Annotated in this window: 13 protein-coding genes and 1 rRNA gene; 10 read left to right on the top strand and 4 right to left on the bottom strand. The window is 47.0% G+C overall.

Features of this window, described 5'->3' with window-relative positions; genetic code table 11:
• The first annotated feature begins 16 nt into the window (after positions 1-16).
• The 5 genes from KUA50_RS16795 to KUA50_RS16775 all read left to right on the top strand — a co-directional run bounded on the left by KUA50_RS16795 (position 17) and on the right by KUA50_RS16775 (position 11,710).
• The gene (locus tag KUA50_RS16795; protein ID WP_218457946.1) at positions 17-2,320 is read left to right on the top strand and encodes a GH92 family glycosyl hydrolase; all 2,304 of its coding nucleotides are present in this window, start codon (positions 17-19) and stop codon (positions 2,318-2,320) included.
• A gap of 30 nt (positions 2,321-2,350) precedes the next feature.
• Positions 2,351-4,537, top strand: a complete 2,187-nt coding sequence (locus KUA50_RS16790) for a GH92 family glycosyl hydrolase (protein WP_218457947.1) — start codon at positions 2,351-2,353, stop codon at positions 4,535-4,537.
• Positions 4,538-4,579: 42 nt separating this feature from the next.
• Entirely contained in the window at positions 4,580-6,067 is a 1,488-nt protein-coding gene (locus KUA50_RS16785) for a glycoside hydrolase family 125 protein (protein WP_218457948.1), read from the top strand.
• Between the two features lie 48 nt (positions 6,068-6,115).
• The gene (locus KUA50_RS16780) at positions 6,116-7,117 is read left to right on the top strand and encodes a glycoside hydrolase family 130 protein (RefSeq protein WP_218457949.1); all 1,002 of its coding nucleotides are present in this window, start codon (positions 6,116-6,118) and stop codon (positions 7,115-7,117) included.
• 360 nt (positions 7,118-7,477) lie between these two features.
• Positions 7,478-11,710 (top strand): endo-beta-N-acetylglucosaminidase, encoded by a 4,233-nt coding sequence (locus KUA50_RS16775; RefSeq protein ID WP_218457951.1) that lies wholly within the window; start codon positions 7,478-7,480, stop codon positions 11,708-11,710.
• A gap of 169 nt (positions 11,711-11,879) precedes the next feature.
• On the opposite strand, the gene KUA50_RS16770 is transcribed toward KUA50_RS16775, so the two are convergent.
• Positions 11,880-13,817 carry a heavy metal translocating P-type ATPase gene (locus KUA50_RS16770; protein ID WP_218457952.1) on the bottom strand — a complete coding sequence of 646 codons (1,938 nt, stop codon included), beginning with the start codon at positions 13,815-13,817 and terminating at the stop codon, positions 11,880-11,882.
• 256 nt (positions 13,818-14,073) lie between these two features.
• Positions 14,074-14,511, bottom strand: a complete 438-nt coding sequence (locus tag KUA50_RS16765; protein WP_118117725.1) for an Hsp20/alpha crystallin family protein — start codon at positions 14,509-14,511, stop codon at positions 14,074-14,076.
• A 378-nt stretch (positions 14,512-14,889) separates the two neighbouring features.
• Between KUA50_RS16765 and xyl3A the strand changes: the two genes are divergently transcribed.
• Positions 14,890-17,556: a xylan 1,4-beta-xylosidase gene (xyl3A, locus tag KUA50_RS16760; RefSeq protein WP_413777474.1), complete on the top strand. Its 2,667-nt coding sequence runs from the start codon at positions 14,890-14,892 to the stop codon at positions 17,554-17,556.
• A gap of 62 nt (positions 17,557-17,618) precedes the next feature.
• On the opposite strand, the gene KUA50_RS16755 is transcribed toward xyl3A, so the two are convergent.
• A complete protein-coding gene (locus tag KUA50_RS16755) occupies positions 17,619-19,667 on the bottom strand; it encodes an outer membrane beta-barrel protein (RefSeq protein ID WP_218457954.1) in 2,049 nt (682 codons plus the stop codon).
• A 193-nt stretch (positions 19,668-19,860) separates the two neighbouring features.
• Here KUA50_RS16755 and KUA50_RS16750 point away from each other — a divergent pair, with 193 nt between their 5' ends.
• Genes KUA50_RS16750 through KUA50_RS16740 form a run of 3 tightly spaced genes read left to right on the top strand, consistent with a single transcriptional unit; the run spans position 19,861 to position 22,889 of the window.
• Complete coding sequence (locus tag KUA50_RS16750) at positions 19,861-20,586, top strand: hypothetical protein (protein WP_218457955.1); 726 nt, start codon at positions 19,861-19,863, stop codon at positions 20,584-20,586.
• A 40-nt stretch (positions 20,587-20,626) separates the two neighbouring features.
• The gene (locus KUA50_RS16745) at positions 20,627-22,147 is read left to right on the top strand and encodes a sensor histidine kinase (protein ID WP_218457956.1); all 1,521 of its coding nucleotides are present in this window, start codon (positions 20,627-20,629) and stop codon (positions 22,145-22,147) included.
• Positions 22,148-22,157: 10 nt separating this feature from the next.
• Positions 22,158-22,889 carry a response regulator transcription factor gene (locus KUA50_RS16740; protein WP_218457957.1) on the top strand — a complete coding sequence of 244 codons (732 nt, stop codon included), beginning with the start codon at positions 22,158-22,160 and terminating at the stop codon, positions 22,887-22,889.
• Between the two features lie 92 nt (positions 22,890-22,981).
• Here KUA50_RS16740 and KUA50_RS16735 read toward each other — a convergent pair whose 3' ends face one another.
• Positions 22,982-23,152 carry a hypothetical protein gene (locus KUA50_RS16735; protein ID WP_218457959.1) on the bottom strand — a complete coding sequence of 57 codons (171 nt, stop codon included), beginning with the start codon at positions 23,150-23,152 and terminating at the stop codon, positions 22,982-22,984.
• A gap of 614 nt (positions 23,153-23,766) precedes the next feature.
• Between KUA50_RS16735 and KUA50_RS16730 the strand changes: the two genes are divergently transcribed.
• Positions 23,767-25,298 (top strand): 16S ribosomal RNA (locus tag KUA50_RS16730).
• Positions 25,299-25,403: the final 105 nt, after the last annotated feature.

Genomic DNA, 25,403 nt, shown 5'->3' with positions numbered 1-25,403 from the left:
ATTCAGACTGTTGTCTATGAAAAGAAAATCAGTTTTGTTCATATTTGTATTCTTCACCTTGATGGCGCAAGCCGTCAGGGTGAATGTACAGAATGCGGTAGATTTCGTGCAGCCTCTCATGGGTTCCGATTCCGACCATGGACTTTCCACAGGCAATACTTATCCTGCCATCGCCATGCCTTGGGGCATGAATTTCTGGGTTCCACAGACAGGAAAGATGGGCGACGGATGGCAATATACCTATGCAGCTAAGAAGATAAGGGGTTTGAAGCAGACGCATCAACCGAGTCCCTGGATTAATGATTACGGTCAGTTTTCATTGATGCCTATCGTGGGCAAACCGGTATTTGATGAGGAGCAGCGTGCCAGCTGGTTCTCTCATAAGGCAGAGAAGGCTACACCTTATTATTATAGTGTCTATCTCGCCGACTATGATGTGACGGCAGAACTCTGTCCTACGGAACGTGCAGCCCTGATGTCCTTCACCTTTCCTCAGACCGATAGTGCTCATGTGGTAGTTGATGCTTTCGACAAGGGCAGCTTCATCAAGGTTCTCCCGAAGGAGCGAAAGGTGGTGGGCTTTTCTACCCGCAATAGTGGAGGTGTTCCTGAGAATTTCAGAAATTACTTCGTTATTGAGTTCGACCATGATTTTGAGGCTTTCGTCAATGTGAAGGATGGTCAATACCAGGGTATGGTTCAGGGCGGTTATCAGGAGGCTTACCAGCAGGAAGGCAATCATGTGGGCACCATCATCTCCTTCAAGATTCGTCAGAGAGGCGAGAAGGTTGTGGCTCGTGTGGCTTCTTCCTTCATCAGTGAGTCACAGGCCTGGCAAAACCTTCAGGAATTGGGACAGGCAGATATGCAGCAGCTCTGCCAGCAGGGTAGAAACCGCTGGAATGAGGTGCTCGGCAAGATAGAAGTGGAGGATGAGGACATTGACCATCTCCGTACTTTCTATAGCTGTCTCTACCGCTCCGTTCTCTTCCCTCGTGCTTTCTATGAGAAGAATGCAGCCGGTGAGGTGGTTCACTACAGTCCTTACAACGGAACCGTACAGAAGGGCTATATGTTTACCGATACCGGTTTCTGGGATACTTTCCGCTGCCTTTTCCCACTGCTCAATCTGATGTATCCTTCTGTGAATGAGAAGATTCAGGCGGGTCTTGCCAATACCTATCTCGAGAGCGGATTCCTGCCAGAGTGGGCGAGTCCGGGGCATCGCGGTTGCATGGTGGGCAACAACTCAGCCTCTGTGGTGGCCGATGCTTATCTTTCCGGTTTACGTGGTTATGATGCAGAGACCCTTTGGCAGGCTGTGGTTCATGGAGCCAATGCTGTTCATCCTGAAGTGAATTCTACCGGACGTCATGGTTTTGAGTACTACAATAAGTTGGGCTATGTGCCTTATGATGTGAAAATCAATGAAAGTGTGGCCCGTACCTTGGAATATGCCTATGATGACTGGTGTATCTACCAGTTTGGCAAGGCGCTCGGCAAGTCGAAGAAGGAACTGAAACCTTTTGCCAAGCGAGCGATGAACTATGAGAAGGTGTTCGACAGGGAGAGTGGTCTGATGCGCGGAAGATTGCTGAATGGAAAATTCCAGTCTCCTTTCAATCCGCTCAAGTGGGGCGATGCCTTTACCGAGGGAAATGCCTGGCATTATACCTGGTCGGTATTCCACGATCCTGAAGGACTCATCCGTCTGATGGGCGGAAAGGAGAAGTTCAACCAGATGCTTGACTCGGTATTCCTTCTCCCTCCTGTTTTCGATAATAGCTATTACGGATTTACCATCCATGAAATCAGAGAGATGCAGGTGATGAACATGGGCAATTATGCACACGGCAACCAGCCTATCCAGCACGCCATCTATCTCTATGATTATAGCGGACAACCTTGGAAGTGCCAGTATTGGGTGCGACAGGTGATGGACCGCCTCTACACACCGACACCAGATGGTTATTGCGGCGATGAGGACAACGGTCAGACTTCAGCCTGGTATGTTTTCTCTGCGATGGGCTTCTATCCGGTTTGCCCGGGTTCAGGACAGTATGCATTGGGTACTCCTTACTTCAAGTCTATGAAACTCCATCTGGAGAACGGACAGCAGGTAAGCATACAGTCGGAAGGTGACGGATGCTATGTTGATGACATGCAGATGAACGGAAAGAAGTATGATCTTAATTATCTTGACCTGAATTCCCTGAGACAAGGTGCGCAGATCTCTTTCCGCCTTTCTGAAAAACCGAATTTGCAGAGAGGTATTCTGGAGTCAGATGCGCCATATTCTTTCTCAAAATTCATGAAATAGTATCATTAAAATATATCTTAAATTCAGAAAATGAGAAGAAGATTATTTCCTATATTATTATTGTTGGCTTGTGTGATAGGTGGAGACTATCCACAAGCCGCTTTTGCTCATGATAAAGCTCAGGCAACCTCCAGTCTGACCCAATTTGTCAATCCAAGAATCGGAACGGGCGGTCATGGTCATGTATTCCTCGGTGCCAACGTACCTTTCGGTTATATCCAGCTGGGACCTACTGAGCATACCCGTGGTTGGGACTGGTGTTCCGGTTATCATCAGTCAGACTCCATTCTCATCGGCTTTGGTCATCAGCACCTCAGCGGAACGGGTATCGGAGAATTAGGCGATGTTGCTTTCCTCCCAGTGACAGATGCTCATCAGAAGGAAGTGCTCTTCCATCATGCCAACGAGAATGTTCGCCCGGGCTATTATGCGGTGAAATTGCAGCAGCCGAATGTATGGGTGGAACTTACTGCCACCAAGCGTGCTGGTTTCCATCGCTATACCTTTGGGGCAGACGTGAAGAAGGCACAGTTGGTACTCGACCTTTTTCAGGGTATCGGATGGGATAAACCTACCGATTATGCGCTGGATGAGGTGAAGGAAACTGCAGTGGCTGGTCATCGCTTCTCTACAGGATGGGCGAAGGACCAGAAGAATTTCTTCGTGGCTGAGTTCTCTCAACCGGTTCAAGTACAACCGCTCGATAGTGGACGCTGGCTGGTTCAGGTGGCAGATGCCACCCGCCCTCTGATGATCAAGGTTGGTCTTTCTGCAGTCAGCATTGCCAATGCCCGACAGAACCTGCAAACAGAGATTCCTGACTGGAATTTCCATCAGGTAGTGGCGCAGGCTGACGAGGCATGGAATCGGGAATTGAGCAAGGTGAAGGTGGAAACTTCAGATTCCATTGCTCGCCGCATTTTCTATACTGCCATGTATCATTCGATGACTGCTCCATCCGTATTCTCTGATGTCAACGGAGAATATCGCGGTGCCGACGGTAAGATGCATCAGGGTGATTTTACCAATTATACCACCCTTTCACTCTGGGATACTTATCGTGCAGCCCATCCGCTGATGACGCTCATCCACAAGGAAATGCTCCCAGACGTGGCAAGTACCTTTATCAACATCTATCGTCAACAGGGCAAACTACCTGTATGGCATCTGATGGGCAATGAGACCGACTGTATGGTGGGAAATCCGGGTATTCCGGTGCTTGCCGACCTGGTGCTCAAAGGATATGTCAAGGATAAGGAGGGAGCCTATGAGGCCATGAAACAGTCGGCATTGCGTGAAGACAGAGGCCTCGGTCTTCTCAAGAAATATGGTTACCTGCCTTATGACAAGGATCCGGAAATGGAGACTGTGGCTAAGGGACTGGAATATGCGCTGGCTGATGACTGCGTGGCGAAAGTGGCCCGACTCTTAGGCAAGAAGGCGGATGCGAAGTATTTCGCAGAACGTGCCCAGAGTTATCGTAAATACTTCGATCCGAAGACCGGTTTTATGCGTGGCATCGGTACCGACGGCAAGTTCCGCGAACCGTTTAATCCATTCTCAGCCGTTCATCGTCAGGATGATTATACCGAGGGAAATGCCTGGCAATACACCTGGCTCGTTCCACATGATGTACACGGACTTGTAAAGCTTTTCGGTAATGAACAGAAATTTGTGACCAAGCTCGACTCCCTTTTCATCGTAACGGGCAATATGGGCGATAATGCCTCTCCTGATATTTCTGGTCTCATCGGACAGTATGCCCACGGTAATGAACCGAGTCATCAGGTACTCTATATGTATAATTATGTAGGTCAGCCTTGGAAGGCAGCCCGTCTTATCCGCCAGACCATGCACGAGATGTATAAGGATGATTTCGACGGTTTGAGTGGAAACGAGGATGTGGGTCAGATGTCAGCCTGGTATATTCTCTCTGCGATGGGACTCTATCAGGTAGAGCCTGCAGGCGGCAAGTATATCATCGGCAGTCCGATCATGGACAAGGCTACCATCAGCTTAGGCGACGGCAAGAACTTCTCCATTATCTGCAAGAACAACAGTCCGGAAAATATCTACGTGCAGTCTGCCAAACTCAACGGCAAGACCTATACCAAGTCGTATATCATGTACCAGGATATGATGAAGGGAGGAACCCTCGAACTCCAGATGGGCAATCAGCCATCCAAGTGGGGAACCCGTGGTGCAGATAGACCTTAAAAGAAATCACAATTTAAATCGAAACATAAATAAACCCAGACAATGAGAAAAACAATATTTGCAATAGCCCTGATGTCGGCAATGTCGGCGATGGCACAAGAGCATGCTGAGGTAGATGTTCATGCCCGCTATACTAAGGTGGTAACACCTGTCAATGGCAAGTATGAGTCCAAGCGTCCGCCTGTAGCTGAGCGTCTCTTTACTTCAGAGGCAGTGGAGAAGAAAATCAAGGAAGTACAGAAACTCCTCAAGAAGAATCCGAAACTCGCCTGGATGTTCGCCAACTGTTATCCGAACACGCTGGAAAGTACGGTGCATTATCGCCAGTTGGCTAATGGCGATGACGATACCTTCGTCTATACAGGTGATATTCCTGCCATGTGGCTCCGCGATTCAGGTGCTCAGGTTTGGCCATACGTAGCCCTTGCCAACAAGGATGAGAAATTGAAGAAGATGCTGCGTGGTGTTATCCTGCGCCAGTTGAAGTGCATCAATATCGACCGTTATGCCAATGCCTATAACGACGGACCTACCGGAGCAGGTTGGCAGAAGGATGATACCGAGATGAAGGCAGAGGTTTTCGAGCGCAAGTATGAGATAGATTCTTTCTGTTATCCTATCCGCCTCGCTTACGAGTACTGGAAGGTAACAGGCGATGACTCCATCTTCGGAGAAGACTGGATGCAGGCTATCGGAAATATCCTCAAGACCTTCCATGAGCAGCAACGCAAGGAAACAGCCAAGGCTTACCATTTTACCCGCATGACCGATCGTGCCTTCGATACCGTGGGCTGGGATGGTTTCGGAGCTCCTGTCAAGCCAGTTGGTCTCATTGCTTCCCTGTTCCGTCCTTCAGACGATGCCACGATTCTTCCGTTCCTGATTCCTTCCAATTTCATGGCGGTTTCTGCGATGAATAAGGCGGCTGAAATCCTGAAGCATGTGGCAGAGAAATCAGAGACTGAGCAGAAGAATAAGGCACTCGGGATTGCACAGGATTGTTCTGCCTTGGCAGCCGAAGTCAATGATGCCCTGCAGAAATATGCAGTCTATGATCATCCTAAATATGGCAAGATTTATGCGTATGAGGTAGATGGTTTCGGCAACCGTCTTCTGATGGATGATGCCAATGTTCCATCGCTTTTAGGTATGGGCTATTTGGGTGATGTTGAGATGAATGATCCGATCTATCAGAACACTCGCCGTTTCGTATGGAGCGAGGACAATCCTTGTTTCTTCCGTGGCAAGGCAGGCGAGGGTATCGGCGGTCCGCACATCGGTTATGATATGCCTTGGCCGATGTCTATCATGATGAAGTGCTTCACAGCCCAGAGTGATGATGAGATTCGCTGGTGCATGAAGACCCTCCTGAATACCGATGCAGGGATGGGATTCATCCATGAATCTTTCCATAAGGATGATGCTTCGAAATACACCCGTGCCTGGTTTGCATGGCAGAACACCCTCTTCGGAGAGTTGGTCATCAAGCTCATCAATGATGGCAAGGCAGATTTGCTCAACAGTCTCTAATCGATTTCCAAAAAAGTCACTAATTGATTTTTCTAAAAAGAAACGACAATGAAAGAAATTAAAATCATAGGTTCTGCTCTTCCCAACATTCCTTGGGAAGACAGACCAGAAGGAAGCAGCGTGCCGCTCTGGCGCTATTCTCAGAACCCTATTATCAAGCGTAATCAGCTACCCGACTCCAATAGTATCTTCAATAGTGCAGTAGTTAAGTTTAAGGATGGTTTTGCAGGTGTATTCCGCTGCGATGACAAGAATCGCCGTATGACTCTTCATGCCGGTTTCAGCAAGGATGCCGTACATTGGGACATTGATGAGGACACCATCCATTTCGAGTGTGATGATCCTGAGGTAGGAGAGTGGGTCTATGGTTACGACCCTCGTGTTTGCCAGATTGGGGATAAGTATTATGTCACCTGGTGTAATGGCTATCATGGTCCTACGATTGGTGTGGCATGGACAGAGGATTTCAAGACTTTCCATCAGTTGGAGAATGCTTTCTTGCCATACAATCGCAATGGCGTGATGTTTCCTCGCAAGATCAATGGCAAGTTTGCCATGCTGAGTCGTCCGAGTGATACTGGTCATACTGCCTTCGGTGACATCTTCTATAGCGAGTCACCTGATTTGGAGTATTGGGGGCATCATCGTCATGTGATGGCTCCTGCAGCTTTCGAGGAGAGTGCTTGGCAATGTATGAAGATAGGTGCTGGCCCGGTGCCTATCGAGACTTCTGAAGGATGGTTGTTGCTCTATCATGGTGTGCTCTATTCCTGCAATGGATATGTTTATGCTTTTGGTGCAGCCTTGCTCGATTTGGATGAACCGTGGAAAGTATTGGGCCGTTCAGGTCAGTATTTGATTACTCCTCAGGAGCTCTACGAGTGTGTAGGAGATGTACCTAATGTCTGCTTCCCATGCGCATCTCTCTGTGATGCAGAGACGGGTCGCATTGCAGTATATTATGGTTGTGCAGATACCGTTACCGGATTAGCCTTCGGTTATGTACCGGAAATCATCGACTTCATCCGCCGTACCAATATTATCAAGTAGAATCTTCAGAAAACATATTGATCTTTTTATGAAAAACGGTGTATTTCATAAAAAGCAGATTTATCAATAAGGCTATAAATTGATGTTAGGTTAAGATGTATTATTTATCTAAAAAAAAGTTGTTTTTAGGTTTAGTTTAGGTTTATTAAAACCGCTATAGTTTTGCGTGAGCATAGCTATAGCGGTATTTTTTTGAATAAAAAATAAAAAAAATGCATTTTGGCTAAGTAGTTTGGTTTTTATTCTTGTTATAAGTGCAGAAAATAGCTAAAAACGAGGAAAAAATCTCAAAAACGGCGAGATACTCAAAAGCAGAAAATAAATTATTAACTATACAATATTAACTTAAACCTTTAAAGTATGAGACTAAATCGACTTTTTAGCGTTGCAATGCTCTCCATTATATTTGGAGGTACAGCAAGTGCTCAACAGCCTTATGGTGGTTGCTGGCATCCGGAACACGTCAAGAACTGGTCCCCAGAAACTGACAAGAATGCCAAGTTCAACCGTTCTAAGGTGCCATTGGCAAAACGTTTCAAGGAGCCTACCTTGATGAAAGCCAATAAAAACCAGTTCTATGAGGGACAGGTATGTAATGCAACCATTCTTTTCCCTACATGTAGTTCTTGCCCATCTCAGGGCGCTAACAACTTCTTGGGATACCAGCCAACTTACTGGCAGTATATGGATAAACTCGTTTATTGGGCAGGTTCTGCCAGCGAGGGTATTATTATTCCTCCACCAGCACCATCTACAGATGCTGCTCACCAGAGTGGAGTGAAATCTCTCGGTCAGATATTCTTCCCTCCTTATGCTTTCGGAGGAAACCAGGCTTGGGTTCGTGAAATGCTTACCAAGGAGAATGGTTCTTACATCTTTGCCAAGAAATTGTATGAAATCGCTAAGTATATGGGCTTCGATGGTTGGTTTATCAACCAGGAGTCTGGTGGCTCTACTCTCTCAGAATGGGCTGGTTTCATCAAAGAGTTTAATGCACTCGCTGATGCAGACGGCAATAGCCACATGGAAATCCAGTGGTACAATGCATCTGGTTCACCAAGTCCAACCATTCTGAAGTCACATAAGAATACTTCTCAGTTCTTGGAGTATGGAGCTAATGGCGATTATCGTGGTCAGGCAAGCCAGCTGGGCTGTACAGAGGAAGAGACTTTCTCTAAGATCTATGCAGGTATCCAGGTGGTAAGTAGTGGTCATACCGGATTCGGTTATTACCTCAACAGATCTATGCCAACGACCGGCCACGTAGGTTCTATTGACTTGTTCTGTCCAGAGGAGCGTATCTGGAAGGATAATGTAAAGAACCTTCTTGGTAGTGATGATACAGGTCCAAGCGCATATGCTGCTATTCAGAAAACCTTTAAAAATGAAGAGCAGATGTGGGTAAATCAGGAAGGTGACCCAACAGTCACATCTACCACATCTTGGCCAGGAATTTCCAACCGCGTATTGGAGCGTTCTACTATCACTAATATGCCTTTCGTCAGCTCATTCTGCGTAGGTGTGGGTAAGCACCGCTTCGTAGAGGGTATCAAGAATGGTACACAAGACTGGTATCATAGTGGTGTACAGAGCATCATGCCAACATGGCGCTGGTGGATAGAGAACAAAGGCAACCTGACAGCTTCTATCAACTGGGAAGATGCTTACAACTTCGGTTCAAGCATCGAGGTGAGCGGAAGCTTGACAACAGGTGATCACCTCATGCGTCTCTATAAGACGATGATTCCTGTAACATCAGGTGGCACTCTCCGTATTGTTTACAAGACCACTACTCCTGGTAGTGTAGAGATGAAGTTGGCTACAGAGAGTTCTGTCAACCCAGATGTAACTCTGACCGATGCTACAGTAACAGAGAAGAACGGCTGGACCATCGCTGACTACGACTTGACATCACTCAATGGCAAGACCATCTATATGATTGCTCTCAACATGAAGGGTGAATCAGAGGTTCCTTATTATGACTTGAAACTCGGTGAGCTCGCAGTATTGCCAGCAGGTTATGCTCCTGCATCTGTCGCAGTAGAGAATCTTGCATCAACCACAACTCTCGGTGCAGAAAAGAACGATGTGCGTCTGACATGGGATTATACCTATAACGATGATTTCGATCACTTCGATATCTATAAGAAGCATGAAGATGGCGAGCGCATCTTGGTAGGTCAGACTCGTGGCGAGGCTTTCTATGTTCCTACATTCGTTCGTAATGGTGTAGACAATTTCCTCGAGATGGAAGTAGTTCCTGTAATGAAGGATATGAAGCAGCAGCCTGCTAAGAGCATCACGCTCAACTATCCTAAGGGTACTGCCCCTGTAGTTACCTTCTCTTTGGGTAAGAGCTATCTCGAAGTAGGTGAATCTACATCTATCACAGCCAAGGGTACAGGTAAACCTACTGCTTGGGAGTGGATTTTGCCAGAGGGCTTGGAGTTCAAGCCAGGTACTCCTACTAATGAGGAGACTATCTTCGTAGTGGCCAAGAAGCCAGGTAAGATGAAAGTTACAGTAAATGTTACTAACGTTGTTGGTACTTCTACTACTACTAAGCAAGTGATCGACGTCATTGCTAAGGAAGATGCTGCAACTGTTTACAACGTAGTACAGAACAAGAAAGTGGTTGCTTTCTCAAACTCTACCAACTCTACTGAGACACCTTGGAAGATTATCGATGGTGAAGTTTATCCATATGAGACAAGCGGTAAGTGGTGTACATTGCAGAGCGACCGTTGGGCAATCTTCGACTGCCAGAGCGCATATCGTATCTATGGTTTCTGCATCTATGATGGTAACTCAGGTCCTGAGTATGGTGTAGATCAGATCAACAACTATAAGATTCAGCTGTCTAACGACGGTGAGAACTGGACAACAGTGGTTGATGCAGAAAACCGTGTAAACGAGAGCGTCAAGACCGACTACATTCCTCCTTTCAAGGCACGTTACGTGAAGTTGATTCCTGAGGCTAACGGTACTCTCCGTATTTGGGAGTTCCAGGTATTCGGTTCTGAGGACAACAATATGTCTCTTTCGGTTCCTTCTTCTGAGATGAAGATGAACGCTGGTGAGACACAGAACATCGTAGTAAGTTACGACTTGAATGGTGATCCAAGAGATCCTAATTTCTCTTGCCGCGTGAAGTCAAGCGCAGGTTTGAAAGTGGGTGCTATCACAGAGGATCAGGCTAATTGCACATTCACTATCCCTGTAACAGCAGGTATGAAGATGGGTGTTGAGAAAGTTACTATCACCGTTGATAATGGTGGTTCATATAAAGAGCGTGTTGTTAATATTAGCATCGACTCTAATACACAGCCTAACATCTTGACAGGTGCTACTGCTGAGGTTCGTCACTATACGGGTGACTACGGATTCGGTGTTGCATTCGACAAGTTCGACATCACAGGCTTGACCGATGGCAACAAGGTGGACGATGCACTTATATCTATCGAGAATCCTTCAACCCATAGAGATGATACATGGGCTATCTTTACTGCTCCAGAAGGCAAGTCTTGGAATCTCTCTAAGGTTGCTATTCACCTCCCTAACAACAACAAGGGTACAAATGATAACGATGAAGAAGGTTTCGTAAACAAGGAGATCAGCATCGCTGTAGGTAACGATCTTGCTAACTTGAAGCGCGTGAAGACATTCTCTGATCTCGGTGAGGTTTCTGAGTTGGAGTACATCTTGCCAGACTTCGAGGAGACTAAGTATATCGCAGTGATCTGTAACTTGAACGCATTCTACTATCCATCAATGGCAGAGGTTGAAGCTTATGAGCAGTTTGCAGCAGCTATGCCAGCAGTAGCTCCAGTAGCAGTGACAGGTTGGAATGTGGATGTTATCGCAGAGGGTAAGCCTTCTAAGAGTTTCAGTGATGATATTCTTGACAACCAGGGTTGGGTATTCTATACTGATGGTGTTCAGAAGGAAGGTGCACTTTGTGGCAGCGATGGTATCGTGACAACAGCGAAGGGAACTCAGTTCCAGATGGCAGACTTCAGTCAGAAGAATGCTCTCACTCTCAGATCTTACTACTCAACTGGTAATCTGAACTTCGTGACTCCAGAGAAGTGTGAGGAACTTTACTTCCTCGTTGTTTCAACCAATGGTTCTGGTAGTCTTGTGGCTTGTCCATATTACACAGACGGAACTCATGGTTATAATGATCGTTTCACTCCTCAGGATTGGTTTGCTGAAACTCCATCGGGTAGCGAAGCTGTATATGGTTTGGGTCGTATTATCACAAAACAGAGCCTTCCATATTACAAAGACGATATCGATACTGGCAAGATTCGTCTCTATGAGTACAGTGTAAAGGTTGATAAGTCTAAGGAAGTGCAGTATGTTGAGTTCACGAAGGGCTATGGTGGTGCAGGTATTATCACTGTCTTGGGTATTTCAAGAAAGGGTACTGGCGGTGTAGCTACTGGCATCGAGAATATCGAGAACCGTCCTGCAGTAAATGCAGCAGAAGGCATCTACACAATCAATGGAGTGAAGATCAACAGCTTGCAGAAGGGCATTAACATCATCAAGATGGCTGATGGAACAACAAGAAAGGTTGTTATCAAGTAAATGAGTATTGCTAAGTAATCAATACAGAAGCAATCAACACAAACAATAAAGGGGGTAGGATTCACGTCCTACCCCTATTTAATATGAAGTATCATGAAGGCTTTATTTCATGATGATCTTGCTGCATACCGACAGTATTTTATAAACATCGCTGGCAGCCTTATTTTATTTATGACAATTTTAATCTCAGCGAATTGAGCACTACGCTGACGCTGGAGAAGGCCATCAGGGCACTTGCCCACATCGGGGTTATCTGGAAATCAATGCCGAAGATATGAAGGACTCCGGCTGCCAGCGGGATGCAGATGATGTTGTAGATGAACGCCCAGAAGAGATTCTGCCAAATCATGTGAACCGTCTTCTGACTCAGTTTTACGGCTTCCGGAAGTGCCAGGAGGTCGTCGCTCATCAGCGTAATCTGTGCCACATCCATCGCCACATCCGTTCCCTTTCCTATCGCCATGCTCACGTTGGCAAGGGCCAGCGCCTGGGTGTCGTTGATTCCGTCGCCTACCATCGCTACCTGCTTGCCTTCGTCCTGAAGTTTCTTTACCAAAGCCTGCTTGTCACCAGGCAGCACCTTGCTCTGGTAATGCTTGATGCCGGCTTTCTCTGCCCAGTAATGAGCCGCTTCCTCCTTGTCGCCACTCATCATATAGACCTCTATTCCCCTTTCCTGCAACTGCTTCATCGCTTCCTGGGCATGAGGCTTGAGGGTCTCTCTCGTCTCCAGATCCAAATCCTCCTGCTTGGTGAAATCGATGTTCTGGTTAGGAATGGTGAGGGTGCCGGTCTTGTCGATGACGAGGGCGTTGATCTTGTGGAGATTCTCCAGTGCCGACGCATCCTTGATAAGAATCTGCTTCTGCGCCGCCTTGCCGATGCCCACCATCAGGGCGGTAGGAGTAGCTAAGCCCATGGCGCAAGGACAGGCGATGACCAATACGGCTACGGCTGAAAGGATGGCCTGCGGAAGAGCAGCGTTGCCGCCTATCAGCCACCATATTAAAAAGGTGATGAGGGCGATGGCTGCCACGGCTGGAACGAAAATCAGCGCCGCCTTATCCACGATGCGCTGCACGGGGGCCTTACTGCCCTGCGCCTCCTGAACCATGCGGATGATGTGTGCCAGGGCGGTGTTCTCGCCAATCTGCTTGGCTCTCATGCGGAGCTTTCCCTGACTCGGAATGGTGCCAGCCAGCACGTTGTCGCCTGCCTTTTTCATCGCCGGAGTCGGTTCGCCGCTGATCATCGCTTCATCTACATAGGCAGCATCGGGAGTCATGAAACTCTCTGCCTGGGTAACCACGCCATCCACCGGAATCTTTTCGCCGGCTCTTACCTCTATCATGTCGCCTATCTGAATGGTGGAAATCGGAACTTCCTCCATCTTGTAGTCGTTGGTGCCTTCTATCTTCTCGTAAGTCACCAGTCGGGCGGTTTTCGGCTGCATTCCCATCAACTGTCGGATGCTGCTCGCCGTACTGTCTTTCGCTTTTTCTTCCAGGCATCTGCCGGTCAGCACGAAGGTGATGATCATCACGGAAGCATCGAAATAAGTGTGCCATTCTATGCCTCTCGCTCCCCATACCATTTCTCCGAAGAAGGTGTTGAAGGTGCTGAAGAGGAAGGCGATGAGGGTGCTGAGTGCTACGAGCGAATCCATGTTTGCCGTATGATGCAAAAGCTGCTTCCAGGCGGAAACATAAAACTGTTTGCCGCAATAGAGCAGGTTGGCGAGTGCCAGGAGCAGACAGATCTGGTTGGCGAAGGAACTTGTATGGGAAATCCAGCCCATGGAGAAACACATCGTCAGGATGGCGAAGAGCCAGGAAGCCAGGGTTCGGCGGCGCAGGAGGGTGAACTCACGGCGGTTGATTTCCTCCGCGCTTCTGTCGTTTTCGATAACGAGGTCGTAGCCGGCGTTGCTGATTTCCCGTTTCATATCTTCCAGAGAGATAATGTCGGGGTCATAATCTACCAGGGCAGTTCGGCTCGCCAGGGATACCGAGGCGGAGTTGATGCCTTCTAGCGACTGCAGCTTCTTTTCTACATTGGCAGAGCATACGCTGCAAGCCATGCCTATTACAGGAATTGTTTTCTTCATTATTTTTCATTTTTAGTTTCAGAAATTCAAACAAAGACGATGTTTGGAATTTTCTTTCAGCCTGCAAAATTACATATTAATATTCTAATCTACAAGATTTTGGGATGAAATATAGAGGGGGGGTCATAAAATACCTATAATAAGGTAGGTGCTATTCGCCTAGTTTCTGTAGTTGTTTTTTATGTTCTGATAAACACAAAAAAAGGCAGGTTCCAAATTGCTTTGGAATCTGCCCTCAATCATTTATGCGAAATTGTTATTTGACTTCAATATTCTTGGTAGCCTTTGTCTCCTCCTTAGGAGTAAGCTTTGGAATCTGAACCTCAAGAACACCATCAGCTACCTTTGCTGAAATCTTCTCACGGTCGGCATCCTCAGGGAGAGTGTAGGCCTGCTGGTAGTTGCTGTAAGAGAACTCACGGCGCAGATAGTGCTCGTGCTTATCTTCATTCTTGTGCTCCATCTTGTTCTCGATGGCGATGTTCAGATTACCATCATTGTCGATGTTTACACGAACCCACTCCTTCTTCAAGCCAGGAGCTGCAACCTCCATGATGTAATCTTTATCTGTCTCCTTGATATTAGTGGCAGGAGCTGTAGCATTCATACGTGGCGTTGCGTCTGTATCAAAGAATACATCATCAAAGATGTTACTCAACCAATCTGAATTATTATTTCTACGTGCTAACAACATAATTAAAACCTCCAATTTTTATTTTACTCGTCCTCTCGGTTCCTTGCGGCTCCGTCGGGATTTCTGTTTGTTATTTATTATTATTATTGATAATGTTATTTTTATCTTTTCTTTTCGATTGCCTTTGCCTCAAGACTCCGTCGTTCTTTCGAACTTCTTCATCTTTTAGCTTCAGCTTTCACTCTCATGTTGAGCAACTTGCGTGCCATCGGCTGATATATGACAAAGTTGACATAATAAGCTAAATAATTTAAACTTTGCTGCCAATTTGTGCGGTGGTTTCAAAAAAAGATGTAACTTTGTCACCGAGATTAAAAACAATCACAAGAACAAAGATTATAACATTTAAGAAAAATGAAGAAACTACTACTTTCTATAATGACGCAGATGGCGATGCAAATGTCGATGCAGGTGGCAATGCCGCTTTCTGCCAGTGCACAGCAGCTCCTTCCTTATCAGAATGCTAACCTTTCTGCTGAGGAAAGAGCCAATGATTTGCTTTCCCGTCTTACCCTGGAGGAGAAGACAAAGTTGATGATGGATACTTCGCCAGCCATTGCCCGATTGGGCATTCCGCAGTTTCAATGGTGGAACGAGGCGCTGCACGGAGTGGGGCGAAACGGTTTTGTTACCGTTTTCCCTATCACGATGCACATGGCGGCTTCGTGGGACGATACCTTATTATATAAGGTGTTTACTGCCGTGAGTGATGAGGCGAGAGCCAAGGCGCAGGAGGCGAAGAAGAGCGGCAGCATCAAGCGCTACCAGAGTCTGAGTTTTTGGACTCCGAACATCAATATCTTCCGCGACCCACGATGGGGACGTGGACAGGAAACCTATGGCGAGGATCCTTATCTGACGACCCGAATGGGACTTGCCGTGGTGAATGGTTTGCAGGGACAGACCTTTGATGGCAAACCGATGTCGGCTCCGGGAGTTCTGGCAACGGCTTCCTCACAATCTCCCCAATACGTCAAGCTCCTGGCCTGTGCCAAGCACTTTGCCGTACATAGCGGTCCGGAATGGAACAGGCACAGTTTTAATGTGGAGGATTTGCCTGAGCGTGATTTGTGGGAGACCTATCTGCCTGCCTTCAAATCGCTGGTGCAGGATGGAAATGTGGCTGAGGTGATGTGCGCCTATCAGCGGATTGACGGGGCGCCATGTTGTAGCAATGCCAGATATGAGCGTCAGATTCTCCGTGATGAATGGGGATTCAAGGGATTGATAACTTCCGATTGCGGAGCCATCAACGACTTCTATGTGCCTGGCCGCCATGGTACGGCGAAGACTCCTGCAGAGGCTACGGCGCAGGCAATTGGTGCCGGAACCGACGTGGAATGTGGAAGCGTTTACCATTCGCTCCCTGAAGCGGTGAAGACGGGAATGATCAGCGAGGAAAAAGTGAACGAGAGTTTGAAGCGCCTGCTGGAAGCCCGATTCCGTCTGGGCGATTTCGATCAGGACGAGAACGTGCCTTGGACTCAGATTCCATCTTCCGTCATCGCCAGCAAGGCGCATAAGGATTTGGCAGAGAAGATGGCAGAAGAGGGAATCGTGCTTCTTCAGAACCGGAACAATCTTCTGCCGCTGAAATCATCAGGAATGAAGTTGGTGGTGATGGGGCCGAACGCCAACGATTCCATCATGCAGTGGGGCAACTATTCGGGTTATCCTACTTCTACCACCACCATCCTGCAGGGCATCAGAAAATATGTAAAGGACGCCAAGTATATTCCTGCCTGCACGTTGACCAGAAATGAGGTGACGGAAAGCAAGTTCAATCTCCTGACTTCTACTGATGGAAGCAAGGGCATGAAGGCTACTTATTGGAACAATGCCGAGATGAAGGGCGAGCCTGTGGCTACTGCCGTGATGACTTCGCCAATCAATCAGAGCAATGGCGGAAATACCGTCTTTGCACCGGGCGTGAATCTTACCAACTTCTCAGCCCGATATGAGGGCGTCTTCACCCCAGAACAGGATGAAACCTTGAACGTCAGAATGGGATGCGATGATGGTTACCGACTCATCATTGATGGCGATACGGTGGCGAATGTATGGAAGGGACGTGCCCGTGTACAGATGCTCAACAAGCCAATTTCCGTAAAGGCGGGAAAGCCGATGAAGATACAGGTGGATTATTTCCAGAAGACCGATATGGCGGTGATGCAGTTTGACATTGTAAAGAACTATACGCCAACCGAGTCTCAGCTTCTGGCTGAGGTTGGCGATGCTGACGTGGTAGTATTTGTAGGCGGTATTTCTCCTAGTCTTGAGGGTGAGGAGATGAAGGTCTCCGAACCGGGTTTCAAGGGTGGTGACAGAACCGACATCGAGTTGCCTCAGGCTCAGCGCAAGGTGATGGAGATATTGCATCGGGCAGGCAAGCGAGTGGTGTTCGTCAACTGTTCGGGCAGTGCCATTGTCATGGTTCCTGAAACCGAAAATGCGGAGTCTATCCTTCAGGCTTGGTATCCGGGCGAACGGGGTGGCGAAGCCGTGGCAAAGGTACTCTTTGGCGAGGTGAATCCATCGGGCAAGCTTCCGGTTACCTTCTATAAGAGCGTGAATGATCTTCCTGATTTCCTCGATTATACGATGAAAAATCGCACCTACCGTTACTTCAAGGGCGAGGCTCTCTTCCCATTCGGACATGGATTGAGCTATACATCGTATGAATATGGAAAGCCGGCATTGAAGAAAGTGAAGAATGAAGAACGAAAAGTGAAGAATTCTTCGGCTTATTCCTTGAGTTTCTCTTTATCTAATAAAGGTAATAGGGAAGGAACGGAAGTGGCGCAGGTTTACATCCGTAGAATGGATGATGCTGAGGGACCGATCAAGACCCTGAAAGCCTTCAAGCGCATTGCTTTGAAAGCGGGCGAGAAGCAACAGGTAACCATCAGTCTGTCTCGCCAGAGTTTCGAGGGTTGGGATTCCCAGACCAATACCATGCGTGTGGTTCCCGGCAAATATCAGATCTTCGTAGGTGGTTCGAGTGCCGATGCTGCGAAGAATGTGATAGAAGTGAAAGTGAAATAAAATGCTAATATAAAGAGAAAAGCTCGCCAGGACTTTGATGGTCTTGGTGAGCTTTTCTCGTTTTATTTCCCGAATCTGGAAGTATCTACTTCTTCATGCTGCTTGGCCTTGTAGCCGCCGAAACGATAGGTGAGGGAGAGGCCTATGATTCTGCCGAAGTACATGTTGTTGATGACGTGCTGACCTCGGTAGGTGTCGTGCAGATGGTTGTCGCCTGTCTCGAAGATGTCGTTGCAGTAGGCTTTCAGCTGGAACTTGTCATCCTTGAGAGGCTTCCAGGTGAGGGCTGCGTTGAGATAGCCTGAGGCTGGGATGTCGATGATTCCTTGGATGGCGTCGGTATGGACGGAAGCATCGAGGTTGAGAAGCACATGCTTGCCAAAGAGAAAAGTGCCGTTCCACTGGGCTTGACAGAACCATTTGCTGCGGTCGAATGGAAGATCATAGAAATGGGAATTCTTGTCGTTCTGATATACGCCAGTGAAGGTAAGGCGATTCTGCCACCAGTTGCCTATGTTGATTGGGGCTGTGAGCATCAAGCCTACCTGGTTTACATGGTCGAAGTTGACATGCTTGTATTCCATCTCCTTCTTCTTGTCGCTCTGGTAAGGAAGCTGACGAAATTCATCTTTCGAGTTGTTGAAGAAGAGACTTGCCACGTATCTGCTGTGCAGAATATAGGTAAGCGAGAGGCTGAGCTCTCGTGAAGGCTTCAACGTCGGGTTTCCTACAATCTTTCCATATCCGCCCGCATTATAGGTGGTGAAGTTCTTCACCGACCAATAGGTAGGGTAGTCTCTGTCGTAATCCAAGTCGAATTGGATGATGTGTCCAGCTTTTGGAAGATAGGTGATGGAGAGTGTAGGGAAGAGGTTCCACTCATCCCAAATTGGGGTGTGGTAATATTCTTCCATGAGCGATGCTTCCATCGTGAGTTTTTGACCGAACGACTTGCTGGCTCCGATGTAGAAACACATTTGGTCTTCGGTTTGAATGGTGTTGCCATCAGAAGACTTGTTGTTGTTTTCCTGCGAACTCTTGTCTCTTGATGTGGTGTAATTGATGCCGTAGTTCAAGCCCCAGTCTTTTCCTAAGTCGTGTTCCTGCTTGAGGTAAGCGTGCCATTTGTCGATTCGTTGCTGGCTTGTGATGTCGTAAATCTCATCGTAGAGACTGCTTTTCAGCCATTGTTCATCCGGTGAATTATAATAGGTGTATTCTGCTCCTGCCGAGAAGCCGAATGGGGTAGAGTAATCCAGGCGGAAATTGTGAAACTGACTCTTGGCATGGATTCTGAGAAGGGATGTGAAATCGCCATCATCCTTTGAAGTTCCTCTCGTGTTATTGAGTTGTGAGGTGTAGGCAAAGCTGAGCTGATGATCCTTTGCCAGATGATAGTTGATTCCCAGTCGGATGTTGTGGTTGAGATGACGTTTGATATTGCCGCTATGTGTAGAGAAGGCATAGGAAGTGCCATCAGTCAAGGTGTGGGCAAACTCATTTTCATAGTAATAATATCTCTTGCCATGACCGAAAGAATAGAGCATGTCTATTTCCCATTTCTTGTTGGTGAAGAGCAAGGAGGCGCGCTCTGTGTAACTGTTGCGGTTCTGGTGGGTGTAGCCGCCGAAGAACTCGCCTTGCAGGGAGTGAAAGCCTGTGTTGTGCTTCAGCAGAAGGTTGATGACTTGTCCCTTTACCTGATAGCGGGCTGGGGCTGAATAGACAACTTCAGCGTTTGCGATGCGGCTGGTAGGAATCGTTTTCAGAAGCGAATAAAGCTGCTCGCTCGTCATGGTGGTAGCCTTGCCGTCTATCATCACGGTTACGGATTGGGCGTTGAGGGTCAAGGCATCATCTTGTTCACTCACGCCAGGCAGTTGCTTGATGGCTTCATAGGCATTATCCACCGGATGGTTTTTGATGAGTTGAGGCAGGTCATAGGTCAATGTCGCCCCTTTTACCTTTACGATAGGTCGGTTGCCTTTTACCATCACATCGGGGAGGGAATGGATAATGCTGTCCATTCTCAGGGAATCATTTCTGTTTCCTTGTGCCCAGTCGGCAAGACTGATGGCCAGGCAAGCGCTTAATATAACCAATCTTTTCATATTCTTCTTATCTTTTTATCGTTCTTTCGGGAAAAAACTCCCGATTTCGGTTGCAAAAGTACTGTAAAAATCTCGTGTCAGCAAGGAATTTTGATTATCAAGTCTTATCAGAAGTGTTATTTAGTCTTATCAAATCAGAAATAATTTCCTGAAAAGTATCTTACTTATCTTCTTTTTTATTACTTTTGCAAGCATGAAAGAGAAACGAAGAATATTCATATTGACAGTTATGGCTTGCTTTGATACATTGGTAATGCAAGCACAGGAAGTGAAGAGTGTTTCTTTGGATTCCATTCCGAAGGCATCTTTACCTAAGGAAGGTATGTCGTTGGAATATTCTCGTCCTTCGCTCGGTGGATTTCCTGTACTTCAAGGCAAATCTTATTACTCTGAATCGAATGCACCTTGGATGTCGGAAGAAGGAAAACCTTTGGAGATTGCGCCGAATGCAATACCTCATATTTCTCTTCCTTCCCCGAATTTGGGTGCGATGGCGGTATATTCTTCGGGTATTGAAGTCCCAGGACTGATGAATAGGCAGACTGCAGGGTTTGTTTATCAACAAAATTTCGGGCGTTTTGTTTTTTCTCCTTATGTCGGGATAGAAAAGATAAACACGGGAGTATATGGATTTGGCAATCTCACCAAAGCTTCTTTTGGTGGACGAATGGCTTATCAGGTAAACGACTGGCTCACAGTGGGATTCTATGGACAATATGTTCCAACGAAAACCTCTGACCCTCGAAGCGTCATCATGTCTCCTCTCAATCCCAAGAGCAGCTATGGTGGCTTCATGGAAGTGATGTTCAATCAACATTGGGGGATAGGAGCCAAGATGGGACGAGAGTTTGCGCCACAAAAGAATGGTAAATGGGGATGGAAGAATACCACGGAGGTTTATCCGATTTTCAGAAAATGAGTATTTAATTCATCTGGAAAAATCTTTAATAAAGGAAAGAATGAAGTTACATCTTAAATACATAGTTACGCTTGTCATCACGGCTTTGGTCTGCATCTTCGCATATCAGACCTATTGGCTCGTGGGGCTTTATCAGTCTCAGGAAAAGGAGGTTGAAGCGAAAATTAAGGGTGGAATGGAGTACGCTCACTTCATGGAGATGAAGAAGCGAATCGAACGATTGCGCAATGATGATAAAGGGCCTCATAGACAACTGACGGGTACTGTTGCTTTTTCTATGGATGAAGACGATGATATAGATCAAAAGGTAAAGGTGAAAAAGGTTCGTGGAGGAAAGATTGTTCAGTCTGTTCAAACAACTTTTACCAAGCAAGAGAAGCGTAGTGAAGATGACAAGGACCAGGAATTGATGATGATGATGTCGGGCAAGCTGGCAACTATGGTGCAACAAGCGCTGTTTGGCAAATTGAATGAAATCGCCAAACCAGACATCAATGACTATGACAGTGCATGGGTTGCCAAGATGCTTTCAGACAGTTTGTTGGTGAGTGACAAAGTTCATCCGCTTCCGCATCAGATTCTGCTTTTAGCAGGAAAGAAGGTTTTGGCGAAAGTGACGACGAAGGGGTATGTGCCTTCTGCCAATGCCAAGCAATACCAATATGTGGTTTGTAATGAGGGGGAGGCGAATGAGGAGAAATATGTCCTTAGCCTAGAGCCGCTTACGATGACTGTGTTCAGCCAGATGGCAGGTATCCTTGCCACATCGCTCTTCATCATGCTCATCCTGGCTTTCGTCTTCTGGTTCCTGATTCATACGATGCTCAAGCAGAAGACGCTTGATGAGATGAAAAGTGATTTCACCAATAATATCACGCACGAATTGAAGACTCCGATAGCCGTAGCCTATGCTGCCACCGACTCCCTGCTGAACTACGGAATACTCCAGCATCCTGATAAGGCGCGCAAGTATCTCACCATCGCCCAGAAGCAGTTGCAGACGCTCAGCGGATTGGTGGAACAGATTCTGTCGATGAGTATGGAACGACGGAAATCGATGCTTCTCAATATCGTGGAAGTTCCAATGAAGGAGGTGATTGAACCATTAATCTCCCAGCATCAGCTGAAAGTGAAATCAGAAGTAAGAACGGATAAAAAAGTAAATGTTTCGTTGTCTGTAGAACCGGAAAATCTGATGGTTCATGCCGACCGGATGCATTTCTCAAACATCGTGAGCAATCTCATAGACAATGCTATCAAGTATTCTGAAGATAGCGTGAAGATAGAAATCAAGGCTTTCCAAAAAGCTGAGGATGAAGTGCTGGTTTCCGTATCAGATAATGGAATCGGTATTGCCCACGATAAATTGCCTTATATTTTCGACAAGTTCTATCGGGTGACGGATGGCAATAAATATACGGTTAAGGGCTATGGTCTCGGCCTTTTCTATGTCAAGAGCCTGATGGAGAAAATGGGCGGTTCTGTTTCCGTAGAAAGCGAGCCGGGAAAAGGAAGCTGCTTCACCCTGCATTTTCTTAAAGGTAAAAAGGTAAAAAAGTAAAAAAGAAACAATGAATAAGATAAAAGTATTACTGGTAGAAGACGAAACATCCTTGGCGATGATTCTGAGCGACACCTTGGAGGCGCAGGGCTTCGAGATGCGCACGGCGCATGATGGCGAAGAGGGGCTTCGTATGTTTGATGACCAGAAGCCTGATGTGCTGGTTGCGGATGTGATGATGCCCAAGATGGATGGTTTCGAGATGGTGCGCCGTATCCGCAAGACGGATTCCCGTACCCCTGTGCTTTTCCTCACGGCTCGTTCGGCGGTGAATGATGTGGTAGAGGGATTTGAATTGGGTGGCAATGATTATCTGAAGAAGCCGTTTGCCATCCAGGAACTCATCGTCCGCATCAAGTCGCTTTGTCATCGGGCTTCTGTAGGAAATATTTCTTCTGAAGAACAGGAAGGGGGGAATGTTTCTCCTGATAATCCGGATGCTGCTGATCAATGGCTCTCCATCGGTCGTTATCGCCTGAATGTTACCAGTCAGATTCTGCAGTTGGATGGTAAAGATACAGAACTGTCACATCGTGAATCAGAAATCCTTCGCATGCTTGTGGAGAGCAAGAACAATGTGGTAGAGAGCAAGGATATTCTCCTGAAACTTTGGGGTGATGACAGCTTTTTCAATTCCCGCAGTCTCCATGTTTTCATCACCAAGCTCCGCCACAAGTTATCTGCCGATGAAAATATCAGAATCATCAATGTGAGGGGAATTGGGTATAAAATGATTTGCTAGAATCTTGTAAAAGAACTATTCTTCCTCGCCATCAATAAGCGCATCGAATGCATCTTTGAAGTATTTGTCGAACCACTCGGCTGGGTGATCTGTTATTTGATGCTTGCCTGATTTCTCGATGTGAATGGCAACAATGTCGCCAAAATCGGAAGTGCCATCAATGAAAGAATGTTTTCAAAAAGTGGTAGAGAGGCTCTTACTCGTTTGATGCCTTCCGTGAAGTTATATTCTATCACGTCTTGGTTTACATTATGACCGCCCATTGTGTATCTTTGGATAACACGAGATAGAGAATCTTCTTTCGAGGATAAGCCGAAAAAGATGAGGCTGATTTTATAACCTGCATCTTTAATCCTATGAGTAAAATGCATCATGGAGTAATGCCCCTTCCTTTCTTAGCCTTAATAGATGACTCATTCGCTTTTAAATTTTCAATCATATTATGTTTATGCCTGTGTATGCGTACCAGTGTGCAGGTGCAGGAGCGCGTATGTATATTATAATGTGCACTTGCATTAATTATTCTTTGATATGTAATCAAATGTTAAAATTATGCTATTTTTGAAACTTTTTTCTCGAAATATTTGGTGGAATGAAAAATAGTTAGTACTTTTGCACTCGCTTTTGAGAAATACACTTTCTCTTAGCAACAAAAGAAAGAGTTCTTTGAAAGATTTTACATAAACAGACAAGTAGTACAAGAAGCGGTTAACTTCTTAGAAATAAGGAAGTTGACTGGGTAAAAGAAACGAACCGTCAAGAAATTGACAAGTCAGGTTTACTAAGCTTCAATAAACGAAAGAGGATATTCGTCCTAAGTACAGACAACAAACACTTCGCTCGTTCTTCGGAACAGGCAGAGTAAAAATGATATTTTACAATGGAGAGTTTGATCCTGGCTCAGGATGAACGCTAGCTACAGGCTTAACACATGCAAGTCGAGGGGAAACGACATCGAAAGCTTGCTTTTGATGGGCGTCGACCGGCGCACGGGTGAGTAACGCGTATCCAACCTGCCCACCACTTGGGGATAACCTTGCGAAAGTAAGACTAATACCCAATGACATCCCACGAAGACATCTGAATGGGATTAAAGATTTATCGGTGATGGATGGGGATGCGTCTGATTAGCTTGTTGGCGGGGTAACGGCCCACCAAGGCTACGATCAGTAGGGGTTCTGAGAGGAAGGTCCCCCACATTGGAACTGAGACACGGTCCAAACTCCTACGGGAGGCAGCAGTGAGGAATATTGGTCAATGGGCGAGAGCCTGAACCAGCCAAGTAGCGTGCAGGATGACGGCCCTATGGGTTGTAAACTGCTTTTATAAGGGAATAAAGTGAGTCTCGTGAGACTTTTTGCATGTACCTTATGAATAAGGACCGGCTAATTCCGTGCCAGCAGCCGCGGTAATACGGAAGGTCCGGGCGTTATCCGGATTTATTGGGTTTAAAGGGAGCGTAGGCCGGAGATTAAGCGTGTTGTGAAATGTAGTGGCTCAACCTCTGCACTGCAGCGCGAACTGGTCTTCTTGAGTACGCACAACGTGGGCGGAATTCGTGGTGTAGCGGTGAAATGCTTAGATATCACGAAGAACTCCGATTGCGAAGGCAGCTCACGGGAGCGCAACTGACGCTGAAGCTCGAAAGTGCGGGTATCGAACAGGATTAGATACCCTGGTAGTCCGCACGGTAAACGATGGATGCCCGCTGTTGGCCTGAATAGGTCAGCGGCCAAGCGAAAGCATTAAGCATCCCACCTGGGGAGTACGCCGGCAACGGTGAAACTCAAAGGAATTGACGGGGGCCCGCACAAGCGGAGGAACATGTGGTTTAATTCGATGATACGCGAGGAACCTTACCCGGGCTTGAATTGCAGAGGAAGGATTTGGAGACAATGACGCCCTTCGGGGTCTCTGTGAAGGTGCTGCATGGTTGTCGTCAGCTCGTGCCGTGAGGTGTCGGCTTAAGTGCCATAACGAGCGCAACCCCTCTCCTTAGTTGCCATCAGGTCAAGCTGGGCACTCTGGGGACACTGCCACCGTAAGGTGTGAGGAAGGTGGGGATGACGTCAAATCAGCACGGCCCTTACGTCCGGGGCTACACACGTGTTACAATGGCAGGTACAGAGAGATGGTCCTTTGCAAAACGGATCAAATCCTTAAAGCCTGTCTCAGTTCGGACTGGGGTCTGCAACCCGACCCCACGAAGCTGGATTCGCTAGTAATCGCGCATCAGCCATGGCGCGGTGAATACGTTCCCGGGCCTTGTACACACCGCCCGTCAAGCCATGAAAGCCGGGGGCGCCTGAAGTCCGTGACCGTAAGGAGCGGCCTAGGGCGAAACTGGTAATTGGGGCTAAGTCGTAACAAGGTAGCCGTACCGGAAGGTGCGGCTGGAACACCTCCTTTCTGGAGAGACGATTATCCTATGGAGAGATAGGAATCTGATAAAAGTTCGCTTCTCTTCTTGTACGCACCATCTGTTTGATTAAATACAGGAGACTGGGATTCCTT

The organism is Segatella hominis (assembly GCF_019249725.2).
Taxonomy (GTDB): domain Bacteria; phylum Bacteroidota; class Bacteroidia; order Bacteroidales; family Bacteroidaceae; genus Prevotella.
The sequence above is the reverse complement of the archived record's forward strand: the minus strand, read 5'-3'. Positions and strand labels throughout refer to the sequence as shown.